The organism is Variovorax sp. OV700 (genome assembly GCF_900099805.1).
Lineage (GTDB): Bacteria > Pseudomonadota > Gammaproteobacteria > Burkholderiales > Burkholderiaceae_C > Variovorax.
The window spans coordinates 325,926-352,463 of record NZ_FNDR01000002.1; the positions used below are offsets into that span (position 1 = coordinate 325,926).

27 protein-coding genes and 1 pseudogene are annotated in these 26,538 nt (G+C 65.5%); 22 read left to right on the forward strand and 6 right to left on the reverse strand.

Annotated elements, in window-relative coordinates; genetic code table 11:
• The first annotated feature begins 6 nt into the window (after positions 1-6).
• The gene (locus tag BLR24_RS05120; RefSeq protein WP_093013646.1) at positions 7-1,791 is read left to right on the forward strand and encodes an alkaline phosphatase D family protein; all 1,785 of its coding nucleotides are present in this window, start codon (positions 7-9) and stop codon (positions 1,789-1,791) included.
• Positions 1,792-1,874: 83 nt separating this feature from the next.
• Here the strand turns inward: BLR24_RS05120 and BLR24_RS05125 are convergent, their stop codons facing one another.
• Positions 1,875-2,522 carry an ABC transporter ATP-binding protein gene (locus BLR24_RS05125; protein WP_093013649.1) on the reverse strand — a complete coding sequence of 216 codons (648 nt, stop codon included), beginning with the start codon at positions 2,520-2,522 and terminating at the stop codon, positions 1,875-1,877.
• Between the two features lie 162 nt (positions 2,523-2,684).
• On the opposite strand from BLR24_RS05125, the gene BLR24_RS05130 reads away from it, so the two are divergent.
• Entirely contained in the window at positions 2,685-3,602 is a 918-nt protein-coding gene (locus BLR24_RS05130) for a protein NO VEIN domain-containing protein (protein WP_093013652.1), read from the forward strand.
• A 49-nt stretch (positions 3,603-3,651) separates the two neighbouring features.
• On the opposite strand, the pseudogene BLR24_RS05135 reads toward BLR24_RS05130, so the two are convergent.
• Positions 3,652-3,989, reverse strand: a pseudogene (locus BLR24_RS05135) (YnfA family protein).
• A 423-nt stretch (positions 3,990-4,412) separates the two neighbouring features.
• On the opposite strand from BLR24_RS05135, the gene BLR24_RS30275 reads away from it, so the two are divergent.
• From BLR24_RS30275 to BLR24_RS05165, 5 genes are all read left to right on the forward strand, one after another.
• A complete protein-coding gene (locus BLR24_RS30275) occupies positions 4,413-5,063 on the forward strand; it encodes a hypothetical protein (RefSeq protein WP_139188712.1) in 651 nt (216 codons plus the stop codon).
• Between the two features lie 153 nt (positions 5,064-5,216).
• Entirely contained in the window at positions 5,217-5,540 is a 324-nt protein-coding gene (locus BLR24_RS05150) for a hypothetical protein (protein ID WP_093013662.1), read from the forward strand.
• A 30-nt stretch (positions 5,541-5,570) separates the two neighbouring features.
• Entirely contained in the window at positions 5,571-5,948 is a 378-nt protein-coding gene (locus tag BLR24_RS05155) for a hypothetical protein (RefSeq protein ID WP_139188713.1), read from the forward strand.
• Between the two features lie 105 nt (positions 5,949-6,053).
• Complete coding sequence (locus BLR24_RS05160; RefSeq protein ID WP_093013668.1) at positions 6,054-6,728, forward strand: hypothetical protein; 675 nt, start codon at positions 6,054-6,056, stop codon at positions 6,726-6,728.
• Positions 6,729-7,070: 342 nt separating this feature from the next.
• Entirely contained in the window at positions 7,071-7,469 is a 399-nt protein-coding gene (locus tag BLR24_RS05165; protein WP_093013671.1) for a VOC family protein, read from the forward strand.
• A 145-nt stretch (positions 7,470-7,614) separates the two neighbouring features.
• On the opposite strand, the gene BLR24_RS05170 is transcribed toward BLR24_RS05165, so the two are convergent.
• Positions 7,615-8,982 carry an MFS transporter gene (locus tag BLR24_RS05170; protein ID WP_254787173.1) on the reverse strand — a complete coding sequence of 456 codons (1,368 nt, stop codon included), beginning with the start codon at positions 8,980-8,982 and terminating at the stop codon, positions 7,615-7,617.
• A 215-nt stretch (positions 8,983-9,197) separates the two neighbouring features.
• On the opposite strand from BLR24_RS05170, the gene BLR24_RS05175 reads away from it, so the two are divergent.
• The 4 genes from BLR24_RS05175 (at position 9,198) to BLR24_RS05185 (ending at position 13,806) form a co-directional block, all read left to right on the forward strand.
• Positions 9,198-10,124, forward strand: coding sequence for a LysR family transcriptional regulator (locus tag BLR24_RS05175; protein WP_093014718.1), 927 nt, complete (start codon positions 9,198-9,200; stop codon positions 10,122-10,124).
• A complete protein-coding gene (locus BLR24_RS30280) occupies positions 10,102-10,299 on the forward strand; it encodes a hypothetical protein (protein WP_139188714.1) in 198 nt (65 codons plus the stop codon). The genes BLR24_RS05175 and BLR24_RS30280 overlap by 23 nt, the downstream gene beginning before the upstream one ends.
• 289 nt (positions 10,300-10,588) lie before the next feature.
• Positions 10,589-11,659 (forward strand): glycosyltransferase family 4 protein, encoded by a 1,071-nt coding sequence (locus BLR24_RS05180; RefSeq protein WP_093013677.1) that lies wholly within the window; start codon positions 10,589-10,591, stop codon positions 11,657-11,659.
• A 2-nt stretch (positions 11,660-11,661) separates the two neighbouring features.
• Positions 11,662-13,806: an amylo-alpha-1,6-glucosidase gene (locus BLR24_RS05185; protein WP_093014722.1), complete on the forward strand. Its 2,145-nt coding sequence runs from the start codon at positions 11,662-11,664 to the stop codon at positions 13,804-13,806.
• A gap of 155 nt (positions 13,807-13,961) precedes the next feature.
• Here BLR24_RS05185 and BLR24_RS05190 read toward each other — a convergent pair whose 3' ends face one another.
• Positions 13,962-14,744 carry an IclR family transcriptional regulator gene (locus BLR24_RS05190; RefSeq protein WP_093013680.1) on the reverse strand — a complete coding sequence of 261 codons (783 nt, stop codon included), beginning with the start codon at positions 14,742-14,744 and terminating at the stop codon, positions 13,962-13,964.
• Positions 14,745-14,861: 117 nt separating this feature from the next.
• Between BLR24_RS05190 and BLR24_RS05195 the strand changes: the two genes are divergently transcribed.
• Positions 14,862-15,869: a TRAP transporter substrate-binding protein gene (locus BLR24_RS05195; RefSeq protein ID WP_093013683.1), complete on the forward strand. Its 1,008-nt coding sequence runs from the start codon at positions 14,862-14,864 to the stop codon at positions 15,867-15,869.
• Positions 15,870-15,891: 22 nt separating this feature from the next.
• Positions 15,892-16,338 carry a type II 3-dehydroquinate dehydratase gene (locus BLR24_RS05200; protein ID WP_093013686.1) on the forward strand — a complete coding sequence of 149 codons (447 nt, stop codon included), beginning with the start codon at positions 15,892-15,894 and terminating at the stop codon, positions 16,336-16,338.
• A gap of 27 nt (positions 16,339-16,365) precedes the next feature.
• Here the strand turns inward: BLR24_RS05200 and BLR24_RS05205 are convergent, their stop codons facing one another.
• Together BLR24_RS05205 and BLR24_RS05210 are read right to left on the reverse strand one after the other, a co-directional pair.
• A complete protein-coding gene (locus tag BLR24_RS05205; protein WP_093013689.1) occupies positions 16,366-16,764 on the reverse strand; it encodes a nuclear transport factor 2 family protein in 399 nt (132 codons plus the stop codon).
• Positions 16,761-18,377 (reverse strand): bifunctional 3-(3-hydroxy-phenyl)propionate/3-hydroxycinnamic acid hydroxylase, encoded by a 1,617-nt coding sequence (locus BLR24_RS05210; RefSeq protein WP_175543183.1) that lies wholly within the window; start codon positions 18,375-18,377, stop codon positions 16,761-16,763. The genes BLR24_RS05205 and BLR24_RS05210 overlap by 4 nt, the downstream gene beginning before the upstream one ends.
• 160 nt (positions 18,378-18,537) lie before the next feature.
• Between BLR24_RS05210 and BLR24_RS05215 the strand changes: the two genes are divergently transcribed.
• From BLR24_RS05215 to BLR24_RS05255, 9 genes are all read left to right on the forward strand, one after another.
• Positions 18,538-19,647 (forward strand): alcohol dehydrogenase catalytic domain-containing protein, encoded by a 1,110-nt coding sequence (locus BLR24_RS05215; RefSeq protein ID WP_093013695.1) that lies wholly within the window; start codon positions 18,538-18,540, stop codon positions 19,645-19,647.
• Positions 19,648-19,655: 8 nt separating this feature from the next.
• Positions 19,656-20,207, forward strand: coding sequence for a cupin domain-containing protein (locus BLR24_RS05220; protein ID WP_093013698.1), 552 nt, complete (start codon positions 19,656-19,658; stop codon positions 20,205-20,207).
• Between the two features lie 7 nt (positions 20,208-20,214).
• Positions 20,215-20,934: a GntR family transcriptional regulator gene (locus BLR24_RS05225; RefSeq protein WP_093013701.1), complete on the forward strand. Its 720-nt coding sequence runs from the start codon at positions 20,215-20,217 to the stop codon at positions 20,932-20,934.
• Between the two features lie 36 nt (positions 20,935-20,970).
• Entirely contained in the window at positions 20,971-21,522 is a 552-nt protein-coding gene (locus tag BLR24_RS05230; RefSeq protein ID WP_093013704.1) for a VOC family protein, read from the forward strand.
• Positions 21,523-21,590: 68 nt separating this feature from the next.
• On the forward strand, positions 21,591-22,454 hold the full coding sequence (locus BLR24_RS05235; RefSeq protein WP_093013707.1) for a fumarylacetoacetate hydrolase family protein: 864 nt from the start codon (positions 21,591-21,593) through the stop codon (positions 22,452-22,454).
• Between the two features lie 66 nt (positions 22,455-22,520).
• On the forward strand, positions 22,521-23,492 hold the full coding sequence (locus BLR24_RS05240) for a Bug family tripartite tricarboxylate transporter substrate binding protein (RefSeq protein ID WP_093013710.1): 972 nt from the start codon (positions 22,521-22,523) through the stop codon (positions 23,490-23,492).
• A 10-nt stretch (positions 23,493-23,502) separates the two neighbouring features.
• Positions 23,503-24,081 carry an amino acid synthesis family protein gene (locus BLR24_RS05245; RefSeq protein WP_093013712.1) on the forward strand — a complete coding sequence of 193 codons (579 nt, stop codon included), beginning with the start codon at positions 23,503-23,505 and terminating at the stop codon, positions 24,079-24,081.
• A complete protein-coding gene (locus BLR24_RS05250; RefSeq protein ID WP_093013715.1) occupies positions 24,081-25,103 on the forward strand; it encodes a zinc-dependent alcohol dehydrogenase family protein in 1,023 nt (340 codons plus the stop codon). Before BLR24_RS05245 ends, BLR24_RS05250 begins: the two co-directional genes overlap by 1 nt.
• Before the next feature lie 134 nt (positions 25,104-25,237).
• Positions 25,238-26,461 (forward strand): acyl-CoA dehydrogenase family protein, encoded by a 1,224-nt coding sequence (locus BLR24_RS05255; RefSeq protein ID WP_093013718.1) that lies wholly within the window; start codon positions 25,238-25,240, stop codon positions 26,459-26,461.
• Positions 26,462-26,538: the final 77 nt, after the last annotated feature.

The following is a 26,538-nucleotide window of genomic DNA, read 5'->3' on the forward strand; positions in this document are numbered from 1 at the left end:
ACAGCCATGCGCACTGACGATGACAAGAAGAAAGACCAGGCAAGCCCCATCGCCCACGACGGCGGCATCGATCCCCAGCAAGGCCTGACAGGCACCACCCGACGATCGCTGTTGCAAAGCGCGGTGCTGTTCGCGATGTTCTCGGGCGGCGGCATTGGGCTGACCGCCTGCGGTGGGGGTGGGGGCGGCCACGGAGGAGGAGGGGGCTTCGGTGGAGGCGGGGGCGGCGGCAGGCCGCCAGACGGTCCCAGTTCGGTGTTCAAGCATGGCATCGCCAGCGGCGACCCGTTGTCCGATCGCGTGATCATCTGGACGCGCGTGACGGCGTCCGCGCCGGGCACCATCAACCTCGATTGGGAAGTGGCGAGCGACGAAGGCTTCGGCATCATCGTCGCGCGCGGCACCGCGAGCGCGGGCCCCGAGCGCGACTACACGGTCAAGGTGGACGTCACAGGCCTGCAGGCTGCCAGCACGTATTTCTATCGCTTTGCCATGGGCGGCGACAACTCGCCCGTCGGCCGCACCAAGACGCTGCCGGTGGGCGGCGTGTCGCAGGCCAAGCTCGCGGTGGTGTCGTGCTCCAACTTCCCGAGCGGCTACTTCAATGTCTATGCCGAGATCGCCAAGCGCACCGACATCGACGTGGTGCTGCACCTGGGCGACTACATCTACGAGTACGGCCGGGTGGGCTATGCCTCGCAGCTCGCCATTGCCATCGACCGCGAGTCGAACCCCGACCACGAGCTCCTGTCGCTCACGGACTATCGCCTGCGCCATGCGCAGTACCGCACCGACAACGACCTTCGTGCCCTGCATGCGCGGCTGCCCATGATTGCCGTGTGGGACGACCACGACGTGGCCGACGATGCGTGGTCGGGCGGCGCCGAGAACCACGACGAGTCGACCGAAGGCAGCTTTGCCGCACGGCGCGCGGCCGCCGTGCAGGCCTACCACGAGTGGCTGCCGACCCGGCTGCCCGACCCGGCCAACCCGCTGCGGATCTACCGCTCGTTCGACATCGGCACGCTGGCATCGATGCACATGCTCGACACCCGCCTGATCGGCCGAGACAAACAGGTCACGCTCAGCCAGTACCTGGCCGGCGAGGCCTCCGCGTCCACGCGGCAGCTGCTGGGACAGCCGCAGGTCGATTGGCTGTCCGGACGCATGGCGGCATCGCCGTGCACCTGGCAGGTACTCGGGCAGCAAGTGCTCATGATGCGCATGCACATTCCCCTGAGCGTTGCGGCCAACTTCAGCCTAGAGACGCTGACCGAATACCTCGCGGCGCTGGCGCTGCCGGAGTCCGCACGCAGCGAAAGCCAGCGCGCCCTGATTGCGCAGCAGAAGGTGCCCTACAACCTCGATGCGTGGGACGGCTACCCGGCTGCGCGCGATGCCGTGCTGGCCATGGCGCGCAGCCAGGGCAAGAACCTGATCTCGCTGGCCGGCGACACGCACAATGCCTGGGCCGGGAACCTCACCGATTCCTCGGGCCAGCGGGTGGGGGTGGAATTCGGCACCTCCTCCGTGTCTTCCCCCGGCTTCGAACGGGCGCTGCCGCTGATCGCCAACGACCTGCTGTCCGATGGCTTCAAGCGCATGGTCGACGACCTGCGCTACGCCGAGACCAGCAAGCGCGGCTATGCCGTGCTGACCCTGACAACGGCCGAAGCGCGCTGCGAATACATCGAGATCAGCACGGTGTTCAGCCGCGACTATTCGGTGCGGCTGGCCGCCACGCTGCGCGTGCTGCCGGGTGTCGGCAACCTGCAGGTGCTTGCAGCCTGAGCTTTTGACGGCGCACCGGCGAACAGCTTCGATTCAGGCAACGGCTATCGGGATGCCTACAGGAAGATCTGGGGCCGGTGAGCTCAGGCAAGCGGCAGTTCGATGCAGCCGGCGAGCGCTATCTGCGGAACATGTTCGAGGCGCGCGCTGCTCGCAATGACGATGGCATGGCCCGGGCGGGCGGCGAGCGCGCCAATGGTTTTCCAGAGGCAGCCGATGGAGCGTGCGTCGAGCGCGCCCTCGGGTTCGTCCAGCAGCACCAGCGGCCGGCAGGAGGCCAGCGCGGCGGCCAGCCACACCTTGCGCTTCGATCCGGTCGAGAGCATGTACATCGGCTTCTCGATGTGCGGCTGAAGTGAAAAGCCATCGACCAGCGTTTGCCAGAGTGCCGCATCGAAGCCGCCGTCGCCCTCGTTCAGCATGGCCGTGCAGGCACGCGCGGTGATCGGGTCGAACGCGTCCGTGGCCGGATCGCAAAAGAACACGTTGCGCTTGTAGGCCTCGGGCTCAGCGTCGAGGCATGCGCCCGCCAGCGTCAGCTGTCCGGAAACGGGCAGCGTGCCCGCGATCACGCGCAGCAGGGTCGATTTTCCGGTGCCTGTGTCGCCGTACATCAACGTGACGCCTTCGCCCACCGAGGCGCACCAGTCGGACGCCAGCGCGGACTGGTCCGGATAGGCAAAGCCTACGTCGTCGAGTTGGAGGATGGGGAGCCGGGTCGAGGAATTCATGTGGGTAAGCCTTCGCTGGATTCTGCCCGGACCGAGGAGTACCCTCCGGCGGTCGAAACAATGTAGGGCCGCCGTAACAGGTGTGCGAATGGCCGGCCAACTCAAGAAGGGGAGCACCGATACGGCATACTCCCACCCCCCAATTCGCCAAAACGCCACTGCATGGACAAGGAAGTCGATCCCCCCGTACTCGCCGTCATCGACGAGATGCGCCTGTCAGGACCGAGGCTCACGCCGGTCGAAATCGTCGCCAAGATGGGCGTGTTCGACGCGCGCGAAAAGCCGTTCGACCAAGCCTGGCTGGCAACCGGCGACAACGTCATTGCCACCATCTGGGCGGAATACGTGAGCGTGGGTGCGCAAGGACGCTGGTTCTGCCTCGAGTCGCTGGACACGCATCATCGGCCGGACGGCGGCGAACGCACGCCCTACCAGATCCAGCGCGCCAAGGACCGCCTGGCGCTGCTCAAGCGGACCTTCGATGCAGGCCAGGGCTTCCGCGCCGTTGTGCAGACGAACCGCGTGCCCATCGCCGAACTCGAGAGCAACAAGGGCGCCAAGGTGTCGACGCGGGTGCGCGACGAGAGCGAATGGCATGTGGCAATCTGGGAGCCGGCCCAAAAGCTCGCGGTGCTGGTCCGCGGCCCGCGGGGCTGGATTCCCGACGATACCGAAATCAAGGCCTCCAGGGCGCGAGGCAGCGTTCCCGACACCGCGGCCGAGGGCCAGGCGGCATCCGGGCAGGTCTCGCGCGAAGACGTGCAAGCCGCCGCCACAGCCTACGTGATGCGCCACTTCAAGGGCTACGGCTACAACGCCGAGGATGTGAGCAGCCAAGGGCTAGGCTATGACATCGAGGTGTCGAACGCCAAGGGCGCAACGCTTCTCAGGGTCGTGGTGAAGGGCACCGCCACGGGCCTGCCCGCCTTCCAGCTCACGAGCGAAGAACGCGCATGCTCCGCACGCGAACCGCTCTGGCGCCTGCTGGTGGTTTCCGATGCACTTGGCCCCACGGCGCAGCACAAGATCTACAAGGCTTCCGAGATGGCGCAGGCGCCGGGCTTCGATCCGCTGGGGTAGCGGGCAGCCGTCGACCGTCGCTCAAGTCGGAACACCAAGGTCAATGAAATCAACGACCTGGCTCCCGAGGTCCATACATGCTGATGGCCATGCCGAGAAAGCCGACGGCGACGCCGATCCAGTCGGTGGTCGATGGAGTCACCTTGTCCACCGCCCATAACCACAGGATCGCAACGCGATGTAGACCCCGCCATGGGCGGCGTACACACGCCCGGCGGCCGTCGGATGGAGCGACAGCAACCACGCGAAAACCGGCAGGCTCATTGCTGCGGGCACGAGCAGCCAGGCCGACTTGCCGTGCTTTAGCCAGAGGTAAGGTAGCTAGCAGCCGACGATTTCTGCCAGTGCAGTTGCGATGAAAAGTCCCAGTGTTTTGAAAGCCTCCATTGCGACCTCGCCGTCGCACAGGCCCGCTCCACCAGTGAGTTGGCGTAGCCAAGGACCGGACTCGGCCGATTGTGTTGAAAAACTCGAAGGTTGCTGGCCAACCTCCGGTGATCGAAAAATCGACCTCATAGAACGGGCCAGGATCGACGATCTCACGCAAGGTAAGGGGTGAAGTACCCACGAAAACGTGGCTGAGCCTTGCCGAGGGAGTTTTTCAACACAATCGGCCTCGAGCCGACGGTCAAACCGGGCGTCCGAAGCGCGTGCGCACTGACCTCGTGCCGCACGACAATCGGCTAGGAGCGGAAGTTCATCACACCTGCGCATTCTTCCCTGGCGGGGGCATTGCAAGCGCCTTTGTGCCGACTAGAGTCGGTCTGCTGATTTGTTGGCAATCTCAAAAAAAATGGCTTGGAGGAAATCTTGAGAATTTACTTGATCGCTGTGGCCGTCCTGCTTTCCGGCTGTGCTGCGCAGGTGGTTACCGTGAACGTTCCGGGCATAGAGCGTTCTGTTCCAGCTCGAGTTACGGATCTGCGTCCTGAAAAGGAGAAGCAAAGCGAAATCTTCAGCCTCCTCGTCACAAGCGACGCCTATGCTACTTATCGCGTCCCCGACAGTGCCATCGTTCCGCCTGCCACCCGCCTTTTCCAGCATCGAGCGTTCGAAAAGCTCGGTGCGGACAGCGGTCCGCTTGAAATCAAGCTCCATCACTTCGTGGTCTATCGCAATCTCCAAGCCGAATTGCGACGCGGGGCATTGGGCGCTGCATTCGGAGGAGTAATTGGTGCTGTCGTGGCTGGTCAGATCAAGGCGGAGCCGTCAGGTATCGTGACCTCGTTGGTCGACGCCAAGACTTTCGAAGCGCTGACTGAGGCGGAATTCAAGAGAGCTCTTTACACCGAGAAAGAGAACCCGGGCCGCGGCAGCGTGCACATTGTGTACATCGAAACTGAAATGCAGGGTAAGAGGGCGTTTACAAGAACGATCGTACCGATCAAATCCAACACAGAGAAAAGCCCGCTTGTTTCCGCGTTGGACGCAGCGACGAACTTTCATTTGACTCAGTACTAACAGGAGACTCTCGGGAAAGGGCCGAGCACTCAAGCGCTCTGTCAGAACTGACTCCAGTGGCCAGAACCGGACCCTCACCATGTTGGCTGAATCTCAGAGTCTGGCAAATGGCAAATGACATGACGACCACAAAAGCGTGGATATCGAATTCCGATGAAATTCAATGATCTCGCCCGCAAAGCAGCCAAGAGCTCCGGACCGCTGTCCTACGGCGGCTCGGTTTTCCCGGAAGACTTGATTCGGTTTTCGCTCACGCATGGCGTTGACGGCGCTGATGAGATTGAACGGCTATGCAACCAGCACGGATGGCATGAAGATGGACTACTGGAGGACGGCACCAGGGTGGTGCCCCTCGCGCGCTGGGCTGTGGCTTGCATTGCCTACGGCCGCGGCGGTGTGGCTGCACTGCAGCGCTTGCTGACTGATCGGGCGCTCGCGCCATTCGCTATTGCTGTTCTCAGTGAAGTTCGCACCTAGTCTTGCGTAACGGTGCTGTTGGACTACTGCATGTCGACGACCGCGCTTTCGGACGAGCCAGACGATCCGTTCTGGCGAGCGCTCAGCGCGTTGAACGGGTTGACGAGCTTCGATGACGGGCTGGTCCCACCGCAGGAACAGCAGAAGAAGTTGCGAGACTTGGTGATCGAGACATTCGCCAGTGCAACAACGGTATATCAGCAGACGCTTTGCCTGTGTGCGTTGAGAGGGGCGCTTGTCGATGGTTCATTGGAGTGGGCCGAAGCTCAGACCGTGACCGACCCTGGTGTGATGCGTTCAAAAGCTGCCGCGATAAAGTCGCTCCGACGGCGTCTCTCCGGCTGTTACAAGCCGCCCAGCGCAGAGCAGAAACGTCAGATCCGAAGGCAGCGAGCGCTTGATGTTTAGTGCGCTTTCGGCGGGGATTCAACCGCTCATTGGCGCCGGACGTGAAAATCCGGCCATAGCGGACGCCCAGCCTCGCCATCATCAAATCGAGCAGAACCGAAGCGCATGAAAAAGCTTATTTCCTCCCTTATGGTTGCGCTGGGTGCCGCCCCTTCGGCAGCGCAGGCCCCGGACAAGATCGAGGTCATTGATATCAAGTCCATCCGATTCACGATGCCGACGGTTGCGGCTGACGAACTTGGATTCGTCATGCCCAGCACTAAATCCTTCGAAGGTGCGCCGCAATTTCATGAGGATGAGTGGGCGCAGGTCGAGTTTTTTCCAGCCAACCGGCTATCAGAAATCCAGAAGCGCCTTGCCGAGTACAAAGCATTTGAGCGAACCCATCGAGGAGCAAACGGGTGGACTGACATCTACGCTCGACGCATCTCAAGAGCCCCAGTACTTGTCGGTCAAAGTGCTGCGGATCTTTTGGCATCGACGCTTCATGGACAGCGCTTGCCTTCGCCCATATTGACAACCGCATCCCGTCCTCTCGGGCAAGTTGAGCATGGCTTCAGCATTCGACTGTCGGACAAGGTCCATCTGTACGGGCTAGCCGATGACGCGGGCGTCAACGTCCTCGCCGCGCTTCTCGACAGGGGTGCCGATGACGCCGCTTTGACGAATGCTTTCACCGCTATCAGCAAGTCGAACAATGTCGTCCTCGTTGACTGGCGCAGCCAGATGGTTCTAGTCTCGGCTAACAAATCAGGGGCGATTGACGTGTGGCGGCCCTGACTCGATTCGGCCGAGGCTGTGTGAAAACTCGTGATCAGCGTGTTTTCGGGGGTACTCAAACCCTTCCTTCCCCTTCGATTGCCGATCCTGGCTTGATCTGAGAGGTCAACTTCCGAGAGGACCAGCAGCACAGCGCGTTTCCACACAGCCTCGGCCAGGACCGGACGTCGGTCGCTGTCGTGGCGGAATCAGGCCACCAACCAATTCGTTGGCGACGCATGAAGCTTGCTGTGCATGAAAACTGATGAGGGCGACAGAACTGATCGGGGTGTCCCTGGCGGTCTCATGAATATTGCCGCCACTGCATACTGCCCTTGAAGCCTTCGCCAAAGGAGATTCAGTATGAAGCTAAACGCACTCATGGTTCGCTATATTGTGGACGACGTCGATGCGGCTATTGCGTTCTACAAGGAGAACTTGGGGTTTCACGTCACCGCACAATCGGGTCCCTATTTCGCGATTCTCACGCAGGAGAACATGCAACTCGTGCTCAGCCCTCGGAAGGGGCCTGGGGGTGGATCGCAACCCATGCCTGATGGTCGAACACCCGAGCCGGGCGGGTGGAATCGAATAATCGTGCGCACCGACGACCTCGACGGTGAAGTGGTCACTCTGAAGAAGGCGGGTGTCTTGTTTCGCAACGAGATCGTTGCGGGCCCGGGCGGCCGCCAGATTCTGCTGGAAGACCCATCGGGAAATCTTGTGGAGCTGTTTGAACCCGCACCTGACTCCGAGAAGTAGGGGTGCGGACCTGCGCCGTGAACGACTGCTTTTACGAAGCCGCTACTTCCGCTCGGGGCCCCACTGTAGACATCTGTGTGCCTCCAAAGCCGGTTGCACCAGCAATGCTGGGGCCGAAAAGAGTGCGCTCGCTTCCCGATACCGATCACGCGGCGCGAGCCCTTGCGGGGCTTCTGAGCAAGCTCGCCACACTCCCGGCCAGCGCGGCCAAAGCCGCCATCGCCAGGCCCCAGTGCACTGCGCTGTGGGGCGGCAGCAGCCCGAACATCAAACTCATCAACAGGCTGCCGAGCGTCAACCCCGTGAGTCGGGCGGTGCCTTGCGCGCCACCGGCCGCGCCGCTGCGTTCCTTGGGTGCCGAGAGCAGCATGTTCTGGTTGTTCGGCGTCTGAAAGAAGCCGAAGCCCAGGCCGGCGAGGCTCGTGAACACAGCGATCGGTAAAGCCGGGTTGCCGTGCAGCGGCCACAGGGCACACAGGGCCAGACCGCTCGCGAAGCACGCACTTCCGGCCGCGCACAGCCAGGCGCTCGGCAAGCGCTGGGCCATGCGTGCCGACAGCGGTGCAGCCAGCATCACCGCCAAAGGCCAGGGGGTCATCAACAGGCCGGCAGTCACGGCGCTCTGGCCGAGTTCGTGCTGGATGTAAAACGGCAGAGCCACAAGGCTGGCCATCTGGCCGGTGAAGCAGCACACGGAGGCAACGATCGAGACCCGAAAGGAATGCACGCGCAGCAGGTCGAGCGGGATCAACGGCGCTGACTTTGGCATCTCACGCCGTACCAGCAGGACCATGCAAACGGCCGACAACGCGAGCAACGCGCCGCCGTGCAACGGATGCACCACCAGCCGGTCACTCCCCAGCACGAAAGAGGCGAACATGACCGCGTTGAGCGCGATGCTCCAGACGTCGATGCGGCGCACCGAGCGCGCGGGGCTCGGCAACCCTGCGCAGGCGGCGAGCACGAGGAGGCCGATCGGTAGATTCACCGCAAAGAGCCACGGCCAACTTGCCGCAGAGAGTATGAAAGCGCCAAGGGTGGGGCCCGACGCTGAAGCGGCCGCGACGGCGAGCGCGTTCCAGGCGATCGAGCGCGCCAGCAATCGACGCGGATAAGTGAAGCGCAACAACGCCAGTCCAAGGGGTATCACGGCCGCACTGCCCAGGCCCTGAAGGCACCTCGCGGCCACGAGCCATGGCAGCGACGGGGCCAACGCGCACAACACCGACGCCGCGGTGAACAGCGCGACGCCGCCAGCGAAGACCCGCCGATACCCGAACCTCTCCCCAACAGCAGAAGCCGGCAACAGGAACATGACCACGGCCAATTGGTAGGCGGTGATGATCCAGACGGCATCGGCGGGTGTCGCCTGCAATTGCTGGGCAATGCCTGGCAGCGCGATGTTGGCGATGGCGCCATCGAGCACCACCAGCACGCCCGCGCCCAGGATCGCGGCGACGGCTGCGTAGCGCCGCGGTAGAGGCAGACCATCGGCGTCATGCACTGCGTTCACGTCGTTCACCTCTTGGGTTTCGACGGTGCGGGCAATGGTGGAAGAAGAGTTCGGTCGAAGCGTAGATGACAACATGATTGGACTACTGGAAGAGGCACGCTCTATTGCGCCAAGCCAGCTTAGGACTGCGCGCACGGCTTGCACAGCGCGCGGCGCTCAACTTGTCCCTGCATGCGGCGCCTGCCGAAATCCTCGCAGCCGTGCTAGGTTCGGGCATGCCAACAGAAGCTGACCTGAACCTGCTGTTCGCTTTGAACGCACTTCTTTCCGAGGGCAGCGTCGCGAAAGCTGCCGAGCGCCTGGGCCTGAGCGAGTCGGCGATGAGCCGGGCGCTCGCGCGGTTGCGGGAATCAACCGGGGACCAGCTCCTCGTGCGCGCGGGTCGCGCCATGGTGCTCACGCCGCATGCGCTCGCACTGCGCGACCGCGTCAGGGAGCTGGTGCAGGAGTCGCGCGCGGTGCTTCAGCCCGCCGGCACGAGCATGGACCCCCGCACGCTCCAGCACTTGTTCACCATACGGGCCAACGACGGCTTCATCGAGGCCTTCGCGCATCAGCTGGTGGCTCGCGCCGCGCACGAAGCGCCCGGCGTTCGCCTGCGCTTCGCACCCAAGCCCGACAAGGACGTTCGCCCACTGCGCGAGGGATTGCTCGATCTGGATGTCGGCGTTCTCGGTGAGTCGGGCCCGGAGGTACGCGTTCAGGCGCTCTATCGCGACCGATTCATCGCAGTAGTGCGCCAAGGCCATCCCCTGCTCGCCGAACCCGAGATCACTGCCGAGCGCTACGCTGCCTGCGAACACGTGGTCACTTCACGCCATGGCCGGACTGTGGGACCGGTGGACGACGCGCTCGCAGCGATGGGCCTGGTGCGCAATACCGCAGTCGTGGTGCCCAGCTTCAGCACCGCCTTGTCGATAGCGGCCGCGACTGAGTTAATTGCATTGATACCGTCCTCGTACTTTGAACACCTGAGGGCGCGGGGCACGCTGCGCTCGTTCCCTCTGCCGCTGCCTACGGAGCAGATCACCGTGTCGCAGATGTGGCATCCGCGTCTTGATCGGGATCCTGCGCATCGGTGGCTGCGTGGGGTGGTGCTGGAGGTTTGCCGGCCGCTGAATGAGCAAACAAGAGCGCCGTGAATGCATTCGAGCTTCGACCTTGAACGTCGGCTTCGCCGTCGAATCCAGCTACGGAAGCGTCGCTCATGGCAAGTTCTTTGGCATCGCGAAGATGATCGCGATTACGACCAAGACTATTAGCCAGTGCCACAAGTGGAGCGTGGCCATGCTTTCCTTCCAGCAACGGATCGACTGATCGTCATCAAAGCCGACGTAGCCCGGATCCCCAGCCGGGCGTCGTCAATGCCCGGTTGTGGCCCGACTGCGGCCGTCGATCGCATTTCTGCGGTCCGCGCCGTCCCGAAAAAACCTTCTGTCACGCAAGAGAAAATCCGCAACAAGCCCCGGGCTGCACGCAACTGCGGCGGCGGCTGACATGATCCCCCTTGCATTCGGGAACGCGCGGTCCAAAATGGGCGCACGGAAGCTGCACGCTTCCATTCTTCGCTGTTCATTCATTTCCTCTCGAGGAGACTGTCTTGACGATGAAGATCGCGCAGATCGCCCCCTTGTACGAAGCCGTGCCGCCACGGTTCTATGGCGGCACCGAACGGGTTGTCGCCCACCTGGCCAACGCGCTGGTCGACCAGGGCCACGAGGTCACGCTGTTCGCCTCCGCGGACACGCAGACCCGGGCCCAGCTGGCGCCCACGCGGGCACAGGCCCTGCGTCTGGACCCGGCGCCCCTGAAGTCCGACCTGGCCAGCCACCTGAACATGCTGCATGAGGTGCGGCGGCGGGCGGACGAATTCGACGTGCTGCATTTCCATGTCGACTTGCTGCACTTTCCGTTCTTCGAGGACATGGCCGCCCGAACGCTCACTACGCTCCATGGCCGCCTCGACATCGCCGACCTGCCCGGTGCCTACATGCGCTGGAAGCAATACCCGCTGGTTTCGATCTCGCGGCACCAGCGCAAGCCGCTGCCCTTTGCCAACTGGTTCGCCACCATTTCGCACGGGCTCGACGAGACGCCCTATGCCTTCGAACCGAACCCCGGCAGCTACCTGGCCTTCCTCGGGCGCATCTCGCCCGAAAAGCGGCCCGACCGTGCCATCCAGATCGCGACGAGGGCCGGCATGCCGCTCAGGATCGCGGCCAAGGTCGATGCGGTCGATGCACGCTATTTCGCGCAGGAGATCCGGCCGCTGCTCGCAAACCCGCTGGTCGAGTTCATCGGTGAGATCGGCGATGAAGACAAGGCCGCGTTTCTCGGCGGTGCGCGGGCATTGCTCTTTCCGATCGACTGGCCTGAGCCCTTCGGCCTGGTGATGATCGAGGCCATGGCCTGCGGAACGCCGGTGATCGGATGGCGCTGCGGCTCGGTGCCCGAAGTGATCGAGCACGGCGTGAGCGGCCTCATCGTCGAAGACGAGGCGCAGGCCGTCGAAGCGGTGCACGCCGTCGGCGGGCTCGATCGCGGCCGCGTGCGGCAGGTGTTCGAAAGACGGTTCTCGGCGCATACGATGGCCAGCGCCTATGTCGAACAGTACGCACGCCTCATCGGCGGCAGCGTGCTTCCGCCGCAGAGCGAGCTCTACCCCGAGGCGGCGTGAGCATGAGCCAGGAAGTGCCTGCAACCGAACAGGCCGAGCCGGCGACCGAACGCGCGGTGCAGCACGCCTTCGTGCTCAAGGAGGGGGATACCTACTTCGTGATGGATGCGCATGGCGACGTGGACGGGGGCGTGGACGGACTCTTTCACCATGACACGCGCATGCTGTCGACCTTCGTGCTGCGGTTGAACGGCGCGCGGCCGTCGATGCTGTCCAGCGGCGTCAGCCAGGACAACGTGTTCTTCACCGCAAACCTCACCAACCGTCCGCTGCCGGTGCTGGGCTCCACGTCGATGCCGCAGGGCGTGATCCATCTCGAGCGGAAGCGCTTTCTCTGGGGAGCGCGGCTGTTCGAGCGGCTTCGGCTCGTGAACTACAGCGACCAGCCCGCAGAGGCACCGCTCGCGCTGCAGTTCGGCGCCGACTTCCGCGACATGTTCGAGGTGCGCGGCCAGCAGCGCGCGCGGCGCGGCGAGTTCGATGCGCCGGTCGTCGGCGTGCAGGCCGTGGAGCTGAGCTACGAGGGGCTCGACACGGTGCTGCGGCGGGCCTGCATCGGCTTCTCGCAGGTGCCGCAGCATCTGGACGCCGGCACCGCAAACTTCAGCGTGCCGCTCGCGGCGCACGGCGAGTGGACGCTCTACGTCGAAGTGGGAACCGAGCCCGCGAGGCCCGGCCCCGAACGGTTCAGGGAAGCCGGCGTGCTCGCGCGATGGCGCATGCGCGCGCGGCAGCGGCGCGGTTCGCGGCTGGAGAGTTCGGGCCGCCTGTTTCAGGCATGGCTCGATCGCTCGCGCGCCGACCTGGCGTTGCTCACCACCGACCTGCCCACCGGTCCCTATCCGTACGCGGGCATTCCGTGGTTCTCGACGCCCTTCGGCCGCGATGCCATCGTGACGGCTTTTCAGACCCTGTGGATCGATCCCAGGCTGGCGCAGGGCGTGCTCGAGTTCCTTGCAGCGCGGCAGTCGCGCCAGACCTCGAGCTTCCGAGATGCGGAGCCCGGAAAAATCATGCATGAGACCCGCAAGGGCGAGATGGCCGCGGTCGACGAGCTGCCCTTCGGGCAGTACTACGGCGGGGTCGACACCACGCCGCTCTTTGTGGCACTGGCGGGCGCCTATGCGCAGCGCACCGCAGACCACGCCACCATTGACCGGATCTGGCCCGCGCTGCTCGCTGCCTGCGAGTGGATGGAGCGCAACATGGCGCGCCACCCCGACGGCCTGCTCGCCTACCAGCGCGGTGAAACCAGCGGGCTCGTCAACCAGGGCTGGAAGGACAGCCACGACTCCATCTTTCATATCGACGGCCGCACGCCCGAAGGGCCGATCGCGCTCGTCGAGGTGCAAGGCTATGTGTATGCGGCCTTTCTTGGCATGGCGGCGATTGCCGAGTGGCGCGTCGACCCCGGCGCCGGCCACTGGCGTCGGCGTGCGGCGGACATGCGCGCCGCGGTCGAGAATCGCTTCTGGCTCGACGACCTGCAGTTCTATGCGCTGGCCATCGATGGCCGCAACCAGCCCTGCCGCGTGCGCGCCTCCAACGCGGGACATCTGCTGTTCACCGGCCTCCCGATCGTCGAACGGGCCATGGCCGTGGGCCGCCTGCTGCTATCGCCGGCCTTCGCGTCGGGATGGGGCATCCGCACCTTGCCCGTGGAGGCGGTGCGCTTCAACCCGATGTCGTACCACAACGGATCGGTATGGCCGCACGACGCCGCGTTGTGCGCGGCCGGCATGGCGCGCTATGGCGAACGCGAAGGCGTGGTGCGAATTCTCGACAACCTGTTCGAGTCGGCCGCGCACTTCGGCATGCGCCTGCCGGAACTGTTTTGCGGATTCGACCGCCAGCCCGGCCAATCGCCGATCGCGTATCCCGTGGCCTGCCTGCCGCAGGCCTGGGCGGCGGGCTCGGCATTCATGCTGCTGCAAGCCTGCCTCGGCCTGCAGGTCGACGGCATCCGGCGCCAGGTGACCATCGTGCACCCGAGGCTGCCGGCCGATATCGACCAGTTGCACGTGCGGCAGCTGCGGGTCGGCGACGCCCGGGTGGACCTGCATTTCCAGCGGCTGGAAGAGCGCATTGTGGTGGTCGCGCAATCCGAGCCGGGCGATTCGCGGGTGGAGGTGAACCTGAAGCTTTAGGCGTGGGCGACGGCATCGACATCGACATCGACATCGACATCGACATCGGGGGATCTACTGCGCCTTGGCGTAAGTCATCCCGTCGGTCCACATGTCCGTCATCTTGTTCGGCAGATCCTTCGGGATGCGCTCGTCACTGGCCGCCCGTCCTAGCCTCAGGCCCTGCGCCTGAAAAGCGCCGACGCGCCGCTGGCGTGTGCCACATCTTCGGCGGCCGCGAGAAGAGCGGGCCCGAGTTCGAGCATGCGCTCTTCCGTCAGGCGCACCAGCGGCCCGGCAATGGTGATGACGCCGATCACCGCGCCGTGGCCGCCGTGCACGGGGGCGGCCATGGCGGTCATGCCGGGCGCGAAAACCTCGGTGATCATCGCGAAGCCGCGCTTGCGCGCCGCGCGCAGGTAGGCGAGTAGCGCCTTGACGCTGGTGGGCGCCCTCGGGCCGTAGTCTTCGGGCTTGCCGAAACCCTGCCTGGCGACGAGCTGCAGCGCCTGCTCGTCGGTCATGGTCGAGAGCCACGCATGGCCCGCGGAGCTGCACGACAGATTCACCGAGAGGCCCATGTCCGGGTCGTAGCGCAGGCCGCGCATGGCGCCCTGCGCCTTGGCGACGAAGGTGAGCTCGTCGCCATCGACCACCGCGAGCCGCACCAGCTCGCCCGCTTCGCCCGCGAGGCGGTCGAGCAGCGGCTGCGCCACGTCCACGATGCCGCTGTTGCTCAGGAAGCTCAAGCCCAGGGACACGAGCTTGATCGTCAGCATGTAGTCGCCGTGGCTCTGGTCCTGGCGCACGTAGCCGCAGCGGATCAGCTCGCTCAGCAGGCGATGGGTGGCGCTCAGCGGCATGTCGAGCTCGGCCGAGAGCGCGGAAAGGGCGCGGCCCTCGGGGTGGCCGGCGAGGTGCTCAAGCACCTTGAAGCTGCGTTCGAGTATGGCGGTCATGTGGTTCGAAGGATGGGCAGACGCCACTCTAGCTCTTTTGCCAAGTGTTTTCACTAGTGGAAAGAGTTTCCACTTTGCTCATAAGATCGCGTCGCACCACTTCTGCCGGAGATCATCTTGAGAAAGCTTCATCGCTCGCTGGCCGCCGCCGGCCTGGCCTTTGCATTGGCCGTTCCCGCGCTTGCGCAAGACGTGCAGGAGCGCGTCATCCGCTTCGGCCACCTCAACAATGCGGACCATCCGGTGAGCTTTGGCGTGAAGCGCTTTGCCGAACTGCTCGCGGCCAAGAGCGGCGGCAAGATGAAGGTGCAGGAGTTCCCGGCCTCGCAGCTGGGCAACGAGATGCAGCAGCAATCGGCGCTGCAGGGCGGCGTGCAGCAGATGTCGGCGCCGGCCACCACCTCGCTTGCGGGCATCGTGAAGGAGTTCGGCCTGGTCGACTTTCCGTTCGCCGTCGGCAACTTTGCACAGGCCGATGCGCTGCTCGACGGCCCGCTCGGCCAGGCGCTGATCGCCAGGCTGCCGGAGAAGGGCCTGGTCGCGCTCGGCTACTGGGACCTGGGTTTTCGCAACGTGACAAACAGCAAGCGACCGATCACGAAGCCCGAGGACCTCGAAGGATTGAAGATCCGCGTGATTCCGAACCCGGTGTTCCTGGAGACCTTCAAGTCCTTCAAGGCCAACCCGGTGCCGATGCCGTTTGCCGAGCTGTATGGCGCACTCGAGTCGAAGGCGGTGGACGGCCAGGAGAACCCGTATTCGGTGATCCTTTCGAACAAGTTCTTCGAAGTGCAGAAGTTCGTGAGCGCCACCAACCACGTGTATGCGGCCAACATCGTGCTGGTCAGCAAGAAGTTCTGGGACTCACTGAGCCCCACCGAGCAGAGGATGATGCGCGAGGCCGCGGACGAATCGCGCGGCTACCAGCGGCAGGTGAGCCGCGCCGCCGCGCAAAGGGCGGTGGGCGAGCTCCAGGCCAAGGGCGCACAGTTCAATGAGCTCGCGCCAGCCGAACAGGCGCGCATGCGGCAGATCGCCAAGCCGGTGGTCGACCGCTTTGCCGCCAGCTACGACCCCGCCATCGTCAAGCTTTACGGCGACGAGCTCGCACGCATCCGCAAATGAGCAGCAGCCACGCGAGCCCCCCATGAAGATCCTCGTCCTGCACGGTCCGAACCTCAACCTGTTCGGCCGCCGCGAACCCCACATCTACGGCACGACCACGCTGGCCGAGATCGACGCGTGGCTGCAAAAGCTCGCGGACGAACTCGGCGTGACGCTGGACACGATCCAGTCGAACCACGAAGGCGACCTGATCGATTTCCTGCATGCCCATATCGACGACGCGCAGGGCGCGTTGGTCAACCCCGCCGGCCTCACGCAGCACGGCGTTCCGCTGCACGACGCGATCAAGGCGATGCCGTTTCCCACCGTAGAGGTCCACATGTCGAACATCGCCGCGCGCGAGGCCTGGCGGGCGCATTCGATCATCTCGCCGGCCGTCAGGGGCACGGTTCAAGGGCTGGGTCCGCAGTCTTACCTGGCCGCGCTGCGCGCTCTGGTCGAGATGCAACGCCAGCCGTCAGGCACCTGAAGAAGACGGGCGCTTCTTCCGAGACGTTCAGCTCACGCTCATCGCAAGCGGCGTGGTCTGGAACGCCAGCTGCCGCCAACGGCCCTCGTGCTCGGTCCAGACCTGCATCACGCGCGAGTCGATGCGCACGGTGCCGCTGCCGTCCTTGCGCACGGCCACCAGCAGCTGTCGGCCAGTCATGAGCGCGGTGTTGCCGAGCACATGCACTTTCAGTTCGGAGCGGTCGATCTGCCGGTAGTCGACATGCGTGCCGCCCGAGCGGAAGTAGCTTTCGTAGTCGTCGATCTGACCCTTGGCATGGACATGCGTGAGCGCGGGATGAAGGATCTCGCGCAGCCGCGCAAAGTCGGCGCGCTTCATGGCATCGCAGCGCTCGGTCTCCAGTTCGAGCAGCAGGGCTTCGGTGTCGGTGCAAGCTTCGGTCATGCGGGTTCCTGCAGGGTGGTGGCGCTGCGACCCAGCGTGGCGCCGAGTGCTTTGCAGGCGCGCCGCATCAAGGCCTCGATGTCTTCGGCGTCGCGAGCCACGCCGTAGACCAGGTGATCCGGCCGCACGAGCGCGGCCTCGCATTGGTGGCGCTCGAACCATGCGGCAAGGATGCCGTCGGCTTCCACCAGTGTTGCCACACCGGACGATGCGGCTGCGACATCGATGCACAGCAGCTGCACGTCAAGGGCTGCCGCCGGCTCGCACAGGGCACGCAGCACCGCCGCATCGGGCGCATGGCGCAGCACCAGCAGAAAGCCGTGCGGCAGCAGGTCATCCATCATCTGCGGCGCCGCGCCGGCTTCGATCGATCCGATGGCCTGTGGAAAGGGCGTGCCCACGGGCAACTCGTCGCGGTCGATCAATCCGTGGTGTACGCCGGGCAGCAGGCTTTGGCGCAGCTGCATGCGCACCTGTCCACCTTGCTCGTCGCGCAGGCGGCGGTCGCGCTCCGCCGCGCGCACCGGATCGCGCTCGCAGATGATCTGTCCCAGGCGCTTGACGGTTGCCGTCACCTCCTCGACCTGCGGGCCGCGCTCGTCGCCGTAGCTGTCCAGCAGGCTCTCGGGCACGCGCTCCTCGAGCACCCACTGAAGCTTCCACGCCAGGTTGATCGCATCGCGCAAACCCTGGCACATGCCCTGGGCCAGGAAGGGCGGCATCTGGTGCGCGCTGTCGCCCGCGAGCAGCACGCGCCCGTTGCGCCACTGCTCGAGCACCACTGCGTGGAAACGGTAGGTCGCGGCGCGCCAGATGCGTGCATCCGCGGGCGTGAGCCAGGGAGCGAGCAGCTTCCAGATCGACTCGTGCGGCATCTCGCGCTGCTCGGCCTCGTCGGGCAGCAGCAGGAACTCCCAGCGCCGATGCGTGCCCGGGCCCACCACGTAGGTGCAGGGCCGCGACGGATGGCAGTACTGGACGTTGGTGGCGGGCAGGCGGTCGAGCTTGTCTTCATCCACGTGCATGTCGACGACGATCCAGGGCTCGTCGAAGTCGAGGCTCTTGAGCTTCAGGCCCATCTGCTTGCGCGTGGGGCTGGTGCCGCCGTCGCAGCCCACGACGTAGCGCGCGCGCAGCTGCGCCCCGGTGCCGTCGGGCCGGCGAACGCCGAGCAGCGCATGGTCCGGCGACTGGCTCAGCTGCAGCACTTCGTGCCCGAGATGGACCGACACGCTGGGGAGCTTGCCGACCGCTTCACGCAGCGAGGCTTCGAGCGCCGGCTGGTTGAAGGTGTACGACGGCGCCCACGCGAGCGGGTAGGGCGAGGGCCCCATGTCGAAATGCTGGATGGGTTCGCGGTCGCTGCCCTGGTAGATCGTCGGGCGGTAGGGCGTCATGTGCGGCGCCAGCGTGCCGGCGATGCCGATTTCCTGGAACACGCGCAGCGCCTCGTGGTCGAGCGCAAAGGCGCGCGGCAGCGGATAGATCTGATCCGACTTGTCGCAGACCGCGACACGCAGGCCGCGCCGGCCCAGCAATGCGGCGAGCGTGGCGCCGACGGGACCGAAGCCGATGACGGCCACGTCGACGGATTCGGGATCTTGTTGAAGCATGGTATCTTTCAAATGCATGAACATAGAATTGTGCATAAAACATACTTCCGTGCACCAATGGTTGTCCCCGATGGCGTCGTGCCACTGGGTCGAAAAGAATGCATAAAACGCGATTTGTGCATTAGAAATTCCAGACAACCCCAGCAAGGAGACACACACCATGACGACGATGAAAGCCGCCCGACTGCACAAGGTCGGCGCCCCGATGGAAGTCGAGCAACTGCCGATTCCGCAGCCTTCCGCCAATGACGTGCAGGTGCGGGTGCGTGCCTGCGGCATCGTGCCCAACCTGGGCAACATCCTGGCCAACTGGACGACCTGGTTTCCGGAGCTGCCGCTTCCGCCGCTGCCCGCGGTCTTCGGGCTGGACCCGGCCGGCGAGGTGACGGCGGTCGGCTCGCACGTGCACACGTGGAAGCCGGGCGACCGCGTCTACGTGAACCCCAGCCTCTACTGCGGCGGCTGCCGCGCATGCCGCAACGGCGATCTCATCAACTGCACGCACTACGCGTTCAGCGGCTACTTCGGTTTCTCGCAGAACTCGCTCAAGCTGTACAAGAACTACCCCTACGGCGGCCTGTGCGAATACATGATCGCGCCGCAATACGCGCTGGTGAAGCTGCCGGACAACGTGAGCTTCAACCAGGCGGCGCGCTTCGGTTACCTGGGCACCATGTACTCCGCAATGCGCAAGGCGAAGGTCGGCCCCGGCCGCAGCGTGCTGATCAACGGCATCAGCGGCACGCTGGGCATCGGCGGCGCGCTCTTCGGGCTGGCCATGGGCGCCACGCGCATCCTGGGCACCGGGCGCAACCGCGAACTGCTGGAGCGCGTCAAGGCGCTCGCGCCCGACCGGATCGAGGTCTTTTCCAATGCCGACGGCGAGGCGATCGACGCATGGGCCAAGGCCCGCACCGACGGCCTCGGCGTAGACACCTTCATCGACGCACTGGGCCCCGGCGCGCCGCATGAAACCTTCCAGCAGGGCGTGCGCGCATTGAAGCGCGGCGGCCGCGCCTTCAACATCGGCGCCATCGCCGGCATGGTGGGCATGGACCTGCACACCATGATGGACGAGCAGCAGAGCATCGAAGGCTCGGCCTGGTTCACCGCCGGCGAAGGCCAGGACATGGCCGACATGGCCGAGGCCGGCACGCTCGACCTCTCGGTGTTCGAGCATGTGTGCTATCCGCTCGACCGCATCAACGAGGCGATCTCGGGCATCGCGAGCCGCAACGGCGGCTTCAGCAACTTCGTCATCAACCCCTGAGGCACGCCATGAAAATCAGACGCGTGGTGGCAGGCACGGGCGCCGATGGCAAGGCCCGGGTGCTCTCGGATGGCGTTGCGCCGCGCAGCGTGGAGTTCACGACCCTGCCCGGCCATGGCGCAGCGCTGCTGTGGGCGACGGAGGCCGCCGACACCGTGGGCGCGGGTACTGCAAGCGACCGCACGGGCGAGGCAGGGTTCGCGCCGGCTGCGGGCGGCACCCGCGTCATGATGGTCACCTTCCCGCCCGACGCGGTCATGATGCGCGCCGACTTCGATGCGGCCGCCTTCGGCGCCGAGGCCGGGCGCCTCGTGCCGGGCCTGGCCGAGACCTTCGAGCCCGATCACCCGGGCATGCACACCACCGACAGCATCGACTACGACATCGTGCTCGAAGGCGAGATCACGCTGGAGCTGGACGACGGCGCGCAGGTGCTGCTGCGCCGGCACGACGTGGCCGTGCAGCACGGCAACCGGCACGCATGGCGCAACCTCGGCGACAAGCACGCGACCATGCTGTTCGTGCTCGTGGGCGCCAGGCGAGCAGGCGACGGCGCATGAAGAGGCGATGCATAAAATGATTTCCATGCATAAACAAGAAATCTCCCCCGCCTACGAACCGCCGCTGGTCGAGCAGGCCTTCACCCGCCTGCGGCAGGACGTGCTCGCCGGCACCTTCGAGGCCGGCGCCAAGCTCAAGCTCGACGAGCTACAGACCGCCTACGGCTATTCGAGCAGCCCGCTGCGCGAGGCGCTCAGCCGTCTGGCGCAAGAAGGGCTCGTGCGCGCCGACGAGCGTCGCGGCTTTCGCGTGGCGCCCATTTCGGAAGACGACCTGGCCGACATCACACGCATGCGCGTGATGCTCGACGTGCCCGCGCTGTGCGAAGCTATTGCCCACGGCGACGACGCTTGGGAGGCCGCCATCCTGGCCGCTTTCCACCGGCTCGAGAAGGTGGAGTCGCGCCTGAGCGATGGCCCCGTCATTCTGGACAACGACTGGTCGCAGCTTCATCGCGCCTTTCACCTGTCGCTGCTGGCCGCGTGCCCGTCGCTCCGCCAGCGCGTGTGGGGCGCGAGCCTGTTCGACCAGGCCGAACGCTACCGGCGGTTTTCTGCCCGCCACAGGAAGACCGCACGCCGCAAGTCGAACGAGCATCGAAAGATCATGGACGCCACCTTGCGCCGCGACACGGACACGGCTTGTGCGCTGCTCGAGGAACACATCCTCAGCACGCAACGCAACGTGCTGGCCGCGCTCAGGGCCGCCGAGGCCGCGCAAACCTAGGGGCGCGAAGCCCCACCCCCTCACCCTGGAGACAGCATGCTCAAGGTCGCCCGACCCACGCCTTCGCATTTCGGCATTTTCGTCACCGACCTGGAACGGATGGTGGCCTTCTACACCGAGTCCTTCGACCTCACGATCACCGATCGCGGCGAAGGCCGCACCTTCAAGAACCAGCTGGTGTTCACCAGCGCGAGCCCGGACCAGCACCACCAGCTGGTGCTGGCCTCGGGGCGGCCGCCGGAGGCGAAGTTCAGCACCGTGATGCAGATCTCCTTCGTGGTGCCGAGCATCCAGCACCTGCGCGACATCTCGGCGCGGGCCGAGGCTCGGGGCGCGACCAGTATCCGCGGCCTGAACCACGGCAATGCGCTCTCGGTCTACATGCTCGACCCGGAAGGCAACACGGTCGAGATCTACATCGACACGCCGTTCTACATCGCGCAGCCGCATGGCGATCCGCTCGATCTTTCGAAGGACGACGAGACACTGATGCGCGAGACCGAGGAGGCCTGCCGCAAGGACCCCACTTTCATGCCGCTCGCGCAGTGGCAGGCGCAGTTCGAATCGCGCGCGCCAGTGACGCAGTGACGCCAGTGACACCTGCCGCCTGACCCGGCCACCATTTTTTCCACCCTCACATCCCAACCGGAGTTCCCATGAAGCTTTTGTCATATGTCCATCAAGGCCGCGAAACCTGGGGCGCCGTCGTCGGCGACGGCGTGGTCGATCTCGGAAAGGCGCGTCCGCAGCATGCGGGCCTGGTCGACTACATCGCCACGGGCGAGTACCTGCAGGCGGCGCAGCATGTGGAAGGATTGCCCATCGCGGCCAAGCTGGCCGACATCACTTTTCTTCCGCCGATCCCGAAATCCGAGAAGATCGTCTGCGCGGTGCGCAACTACATGGACCACCACCAGGAGGTGCTGGCCGCCGGCATGCACCGCGAACTGTCGGAGCAGCCGCCGATCTTTCTGCGCGTGTGGCGCTCGCAGTGCGCGCACAACCAGCCCATCGTGCGGCCGCACGTGTCGGAATCGCTGGACTGGGAAGGCGAGCTTGCCGTGATCATCGGCAAGGGCGGCCGCAATATCGCCGAGGCGGATGCCTTCGACCACGTGGCGGGCTACTCCTGCTACAACGACGGCAGCGTGCGCGAATGGCAGTTCCATGCCAAGCAGATCGCCTCGGGGAAAAACTTCGAATCGACCGGCGGCTTCGGTCCCTGGATGGTGACGGCCGACGAGATCGCGCCCGGCCGCGAACTCAAACTCGAGACTCGGCTCAACGGCGAAGTGGTGCAGAGCAGCCACACGGGCCACATGATCTTCAGCATTCCGAAGCTCATCAGCTACTCGTCGACCATCTTCACGCTCGCCCCCGGCGACGTCATCGCCACCGGCACGCCGGCCGGCGTGGGCTGGAGCAAGAAGCCGCCGCGATTCATGAAGCCGGGCGACGTGTGCGAGGTCGAGATCGAAGGCATCGGCGTGCTGCGCAATCCCATCGTCCAGCAGGACTGAAGCTCCCGGACCGGACCGCGGCGGCACAAGCCGCGGCCTTCATCCACAACCATTGGAGACAAAACCATGTGGCACAGACGATTGCTCGTTGCCGCAGGCCTGACCCTGGCCTGCGCGGCACCCTTACACGGCTTGGCCCAGGGCTTCCCGGACAAGCCGATCAAGATCTACCAGGGCTTTGCCGCCGGCGGCAACGCCGACACCATCGCGCGCGTGGTCAGCACGGAGATGGCCAAGGGGCTGGGCCAGCCCTTCGTGGTCGAGGCGCAGACCGGTGCCGGTGGCACCATTGCCTCGGGCACGGTGGCGCGTGCCAAGCCCGACGGCTACACGCTGCTGCTGGCCACGGGCGGCCATGCGGTGGCCGGCGCGCTCTACAACAAGCTCAGCTACCAGACGGTGACGGACTTCCAGATGGTCTCGACGATCACCTACTTTCCGTTCCTGCTGGTGGTGCGCGCCGATTCGCCCTACCGCGGGCTTTCCGAGATGTTGGCGGCTGCGCGTGCCGATGCGCGCGGCGTGTCGTACGGATCGGCCGGCATCGGCTCCACGCACCACCTGGCCGGCGAGCTTCTGGTGAAGAGCGCCAACGTCGAACTGCTGCACGTTCCGTACCGCGGCGATGCGGCGTCGGTCGCGGCGCTGCTCGGCGGCGAGGTGCCGATGATCATCGCGCCGCCGACGGCCGTGCTGGCCAACATCAAGGCCGGCAAGCTCCGCGCGCTGGCCACCACCGGCGCGCAGCGCTGGAGCCAGATGCCCGAGCTGCCAACAGTGGCCGAGCAGGGCGTGCCCGGCTACGACGTGCGCTCCTGGGCCGGCTTCATGGCGCCCGCGGGCACGCCGCGCCCCATCGTCGACCGCTTGCATGCCGAGACGCTCAAGGCCCTGCAGGTGCCGGCCGTGCGCGCGCGGCTCGAAGAAATGGGCGGCGAAGCGCGCGGCAGCACACCCGAAGAAATGACCACCATGGTGGCCACCGAGCTCAAGCGGTGGACCACCGTGGTGAACGATGCACGCATACCCAAACAGTGAGGACCCATCCATGTCGCTGATCGAGATCCGCAAGCGCAGCCTTTCCATCGAGACCATCTACCACGAGGGCGGTCCGCCGGCCGCCACGCCGCTCAGGCTGGCCGCCGCCTGCGCGGTCATCCACAACCCCTACGCAGGCCGCTACGAGCCGGACCTGATGCCCTTCATGGCCGAGCTGCGCTCGCTCGGCACGCTGCTGGCGACCGAACTGATCGAGGTGCTCGGGCGCGATAACGTCGAGGTCTACAGCAAGGCCGCGATCGTCGGCGTGAACGGAGAGCTGGAGCACGGCGCGGTCTGGCACGAGGCCGGCGGCTGGGCCATGCGCGAGGTGCTCGGCGAACCGAAGGCGATCGTGCCTTCGGCCAAGGCCGTGGCCGCCACGGGCTACCGGCTCATGGTGCCGCTGCACTACATCCATGCCGCGTACGTGCGCAGCCACTACAACTCGATGGAGATCGGCATCCAGGACGCGCCGCGGCCGAACGAGATTTTGTTCGCGTTGGTCATGGGCACGGGCGGGCGGGTGCATGCGCGCCTGGGTGGGCTCACCAAGGACAAGGTGTCCGTGCACGACGGGCAGCGCTGATGACGCACACCACGATGAAGGCGATCCAGCTCCAGGCGCCCGGCGGCCCCGAGGTTCTGCAATTGGTGGAACTCCCGCTGCCGCGGCCGCAGGCGGGCGAAGTGCGTGTCAAGGCCATGGCCATCGGTGCCGGCGGCCCGGACGTGCTGATCCGCAACGGCACCTACAAGTGGATGCCGCCGATGCCGGCGATTCCCGGCAACGAGATGGCCGGGATCGTCGATGCGGTCGGTGCCGGCGTCACGGCTCTGCAGGTCGGCCAGCGCGTGCTGGTGAGCGCGCGTGAACTGAAGCAGCGCGGCGGCTGCTACGCCGAAGCCATCTGCGTGCCCGAAGCCGCGCCTTTCATCCTTCCCGATGCGATCCGCTTCGAGGATGCGGTGAGCCTCGGCAACTTCCAGCTGGCGCTGGCCATGCTGTCGAGCAACGGCAACCTGCCCGCGCAATCGATCCTGGTGCCCGGTGCGGCGGGCGGCGTGGCCACGGCGCTGGCGCAGGTGGCGCGCGACCGCGGCCTGCGCGTATTCGGCACCGCCTCCACGCCGCAGAAGCGCGACTTCGCGCTGGCCAACGGCGCGCACGAGATCGTCGAGAGCGACGTGTCCGGCCTGGCCGAAAAGGTCATGCAGCTCACCAACGGGCGCGGTGTCGACCTGGCCTTCGATCATCTTGGCGGCGAGCTCTTCATTGCCTGCCTGCGCGCGCTGGCGCCGTTCGGAATGGTGGTCTCCTACAACATCGTGAACGGCCCGCCGGCCGGTGATGTGTTCGCAGAGTTGCGCAAGCTCTTGAGCCGGAGCCTGGCCGTGCGCACCTTCTCGATCCATTCGGTGGACGACGACGTGCCGCAGCGGCGCGGGCTCATGCAGGCCGCCATCGCCCTCATGGCCGAAGGCCGCGTGCATGCGCCGCCGGCCACCTGCTTTGCGCTCGCGGATGCGCGCCGCGTGCACGAACTGCTCGACAGCGGAAGCACGCTCGGCAAGATCGTGCTGCTGCCGCAGGGCGCGACTGGGCGTTGAGAGAAAAGGGTACCGCGATGCATGCAAGAGGCATGCAGCGGTAGCCGCGCGCACTTGTTCTAGCGTCACTTTCGAGACGGCTCGCAACGGTCCGCGGTGTTTGAATTGTCCAAACCCCGCAAAAAGGACGCTTCATGTTTGCCGAACCCTCCACCAAGACCCGCGATCTGCTCGAACGCCTGAACAAGTTCTTCGACCAGCACATCTATCCGAACGAAGCGCGCTACCACCACGAGATGGACGCCTTCCGCCGCCAGGGCAATGCCTGGCAGGTCTCGCCGCTGATCGAGGAGCTGAAGCCCGTTGCGCGCGCGGCCGGCCTCTGGAACATGTTCCTGCCCCACCCGCACCGCGATGTGCCGGCCATCTCCAATCTCGACTACGCGCCGCTGTGCGAAGTGATGGGCCGCGTCTCGTGGTCGGGCGAGGTGTTCAACTGCTCGGCGCCTGACACCGGCAACATGGAAACCATCGAGCGCTACGGCACCGAGGCGCACAAGGACGAATGGCTGGCACCGCTGCTGGCCGGCGAGATCCGCTCGGGCTTCCTGATGACCGAGCCCGCTGTCGCATCGTCGGACGCCACCAACATCCAGTGCACCATCCGCCGCGAAGGCGACGAGTACGTGATCAACGGCCGCAAGTGGTTCTCTTCGGGCGCGGGCAGCCCGCGCTGCAAGATCTTCATCGTGATGGGCAAGACCGACCCCGACGCACCGCGCCATGCGCAGCAGTCGATGGTGCTGGTGCCGCGCGACACCAAGGGCATCACCGTGCTGCGCCATCTCTCGGTGTTCGGCTACGACGACGCACCGCACGGCCACATGGAAGTGCTGCTGGAAGACGTGCGCGTGCCGGTGGCCAATATCCTGCTGGGCGAAGGTCGCGGCTTCGAGATCGCACAGGGCCGGCTCGGCCCGGGGCGCATTCACCATTGCATGCGCTCCATCGGCGCGGCCGAGCGCGCGCTCGAACTGATGTGCGACCGGCTGCGCAGCCGCGTGGCCTTCGGCCGTCCGCTGGCGGAGCAATCGATCTGGCACGAGCGCATCGCCGAGTCGCGCTGCCTCATCGACCAGGCCCGCCTGCTCACGCTCAATGCGGCCTACAAGATGGACACCGTGGGCAACAAGGAAGCGCGCGCCGAGATCGCGATGATCAAGGTGGTGGCGCCCAACATGTCGTGCAAGGTGGTCGACTGGGCCATCCAGGCGCATGGTGCGGCCGGCGTGAGCCAGGACTTCTGGCTTGCCGAAGCCTATGCGCACCAGCGCACCGTGCGCATCGTCGACGGGCCCGACGAAGTGCACCGCAACGCGATCGCCAAGCTCGAACTGGCCAAGCGCGCGCCGGCCTGACGAAATCCATTCCATTCCCTGCTTGCAAATTCTCTGCTGCAGGGCTTGACCCTCTCGTGGCGGCAGAGTCTAGGATG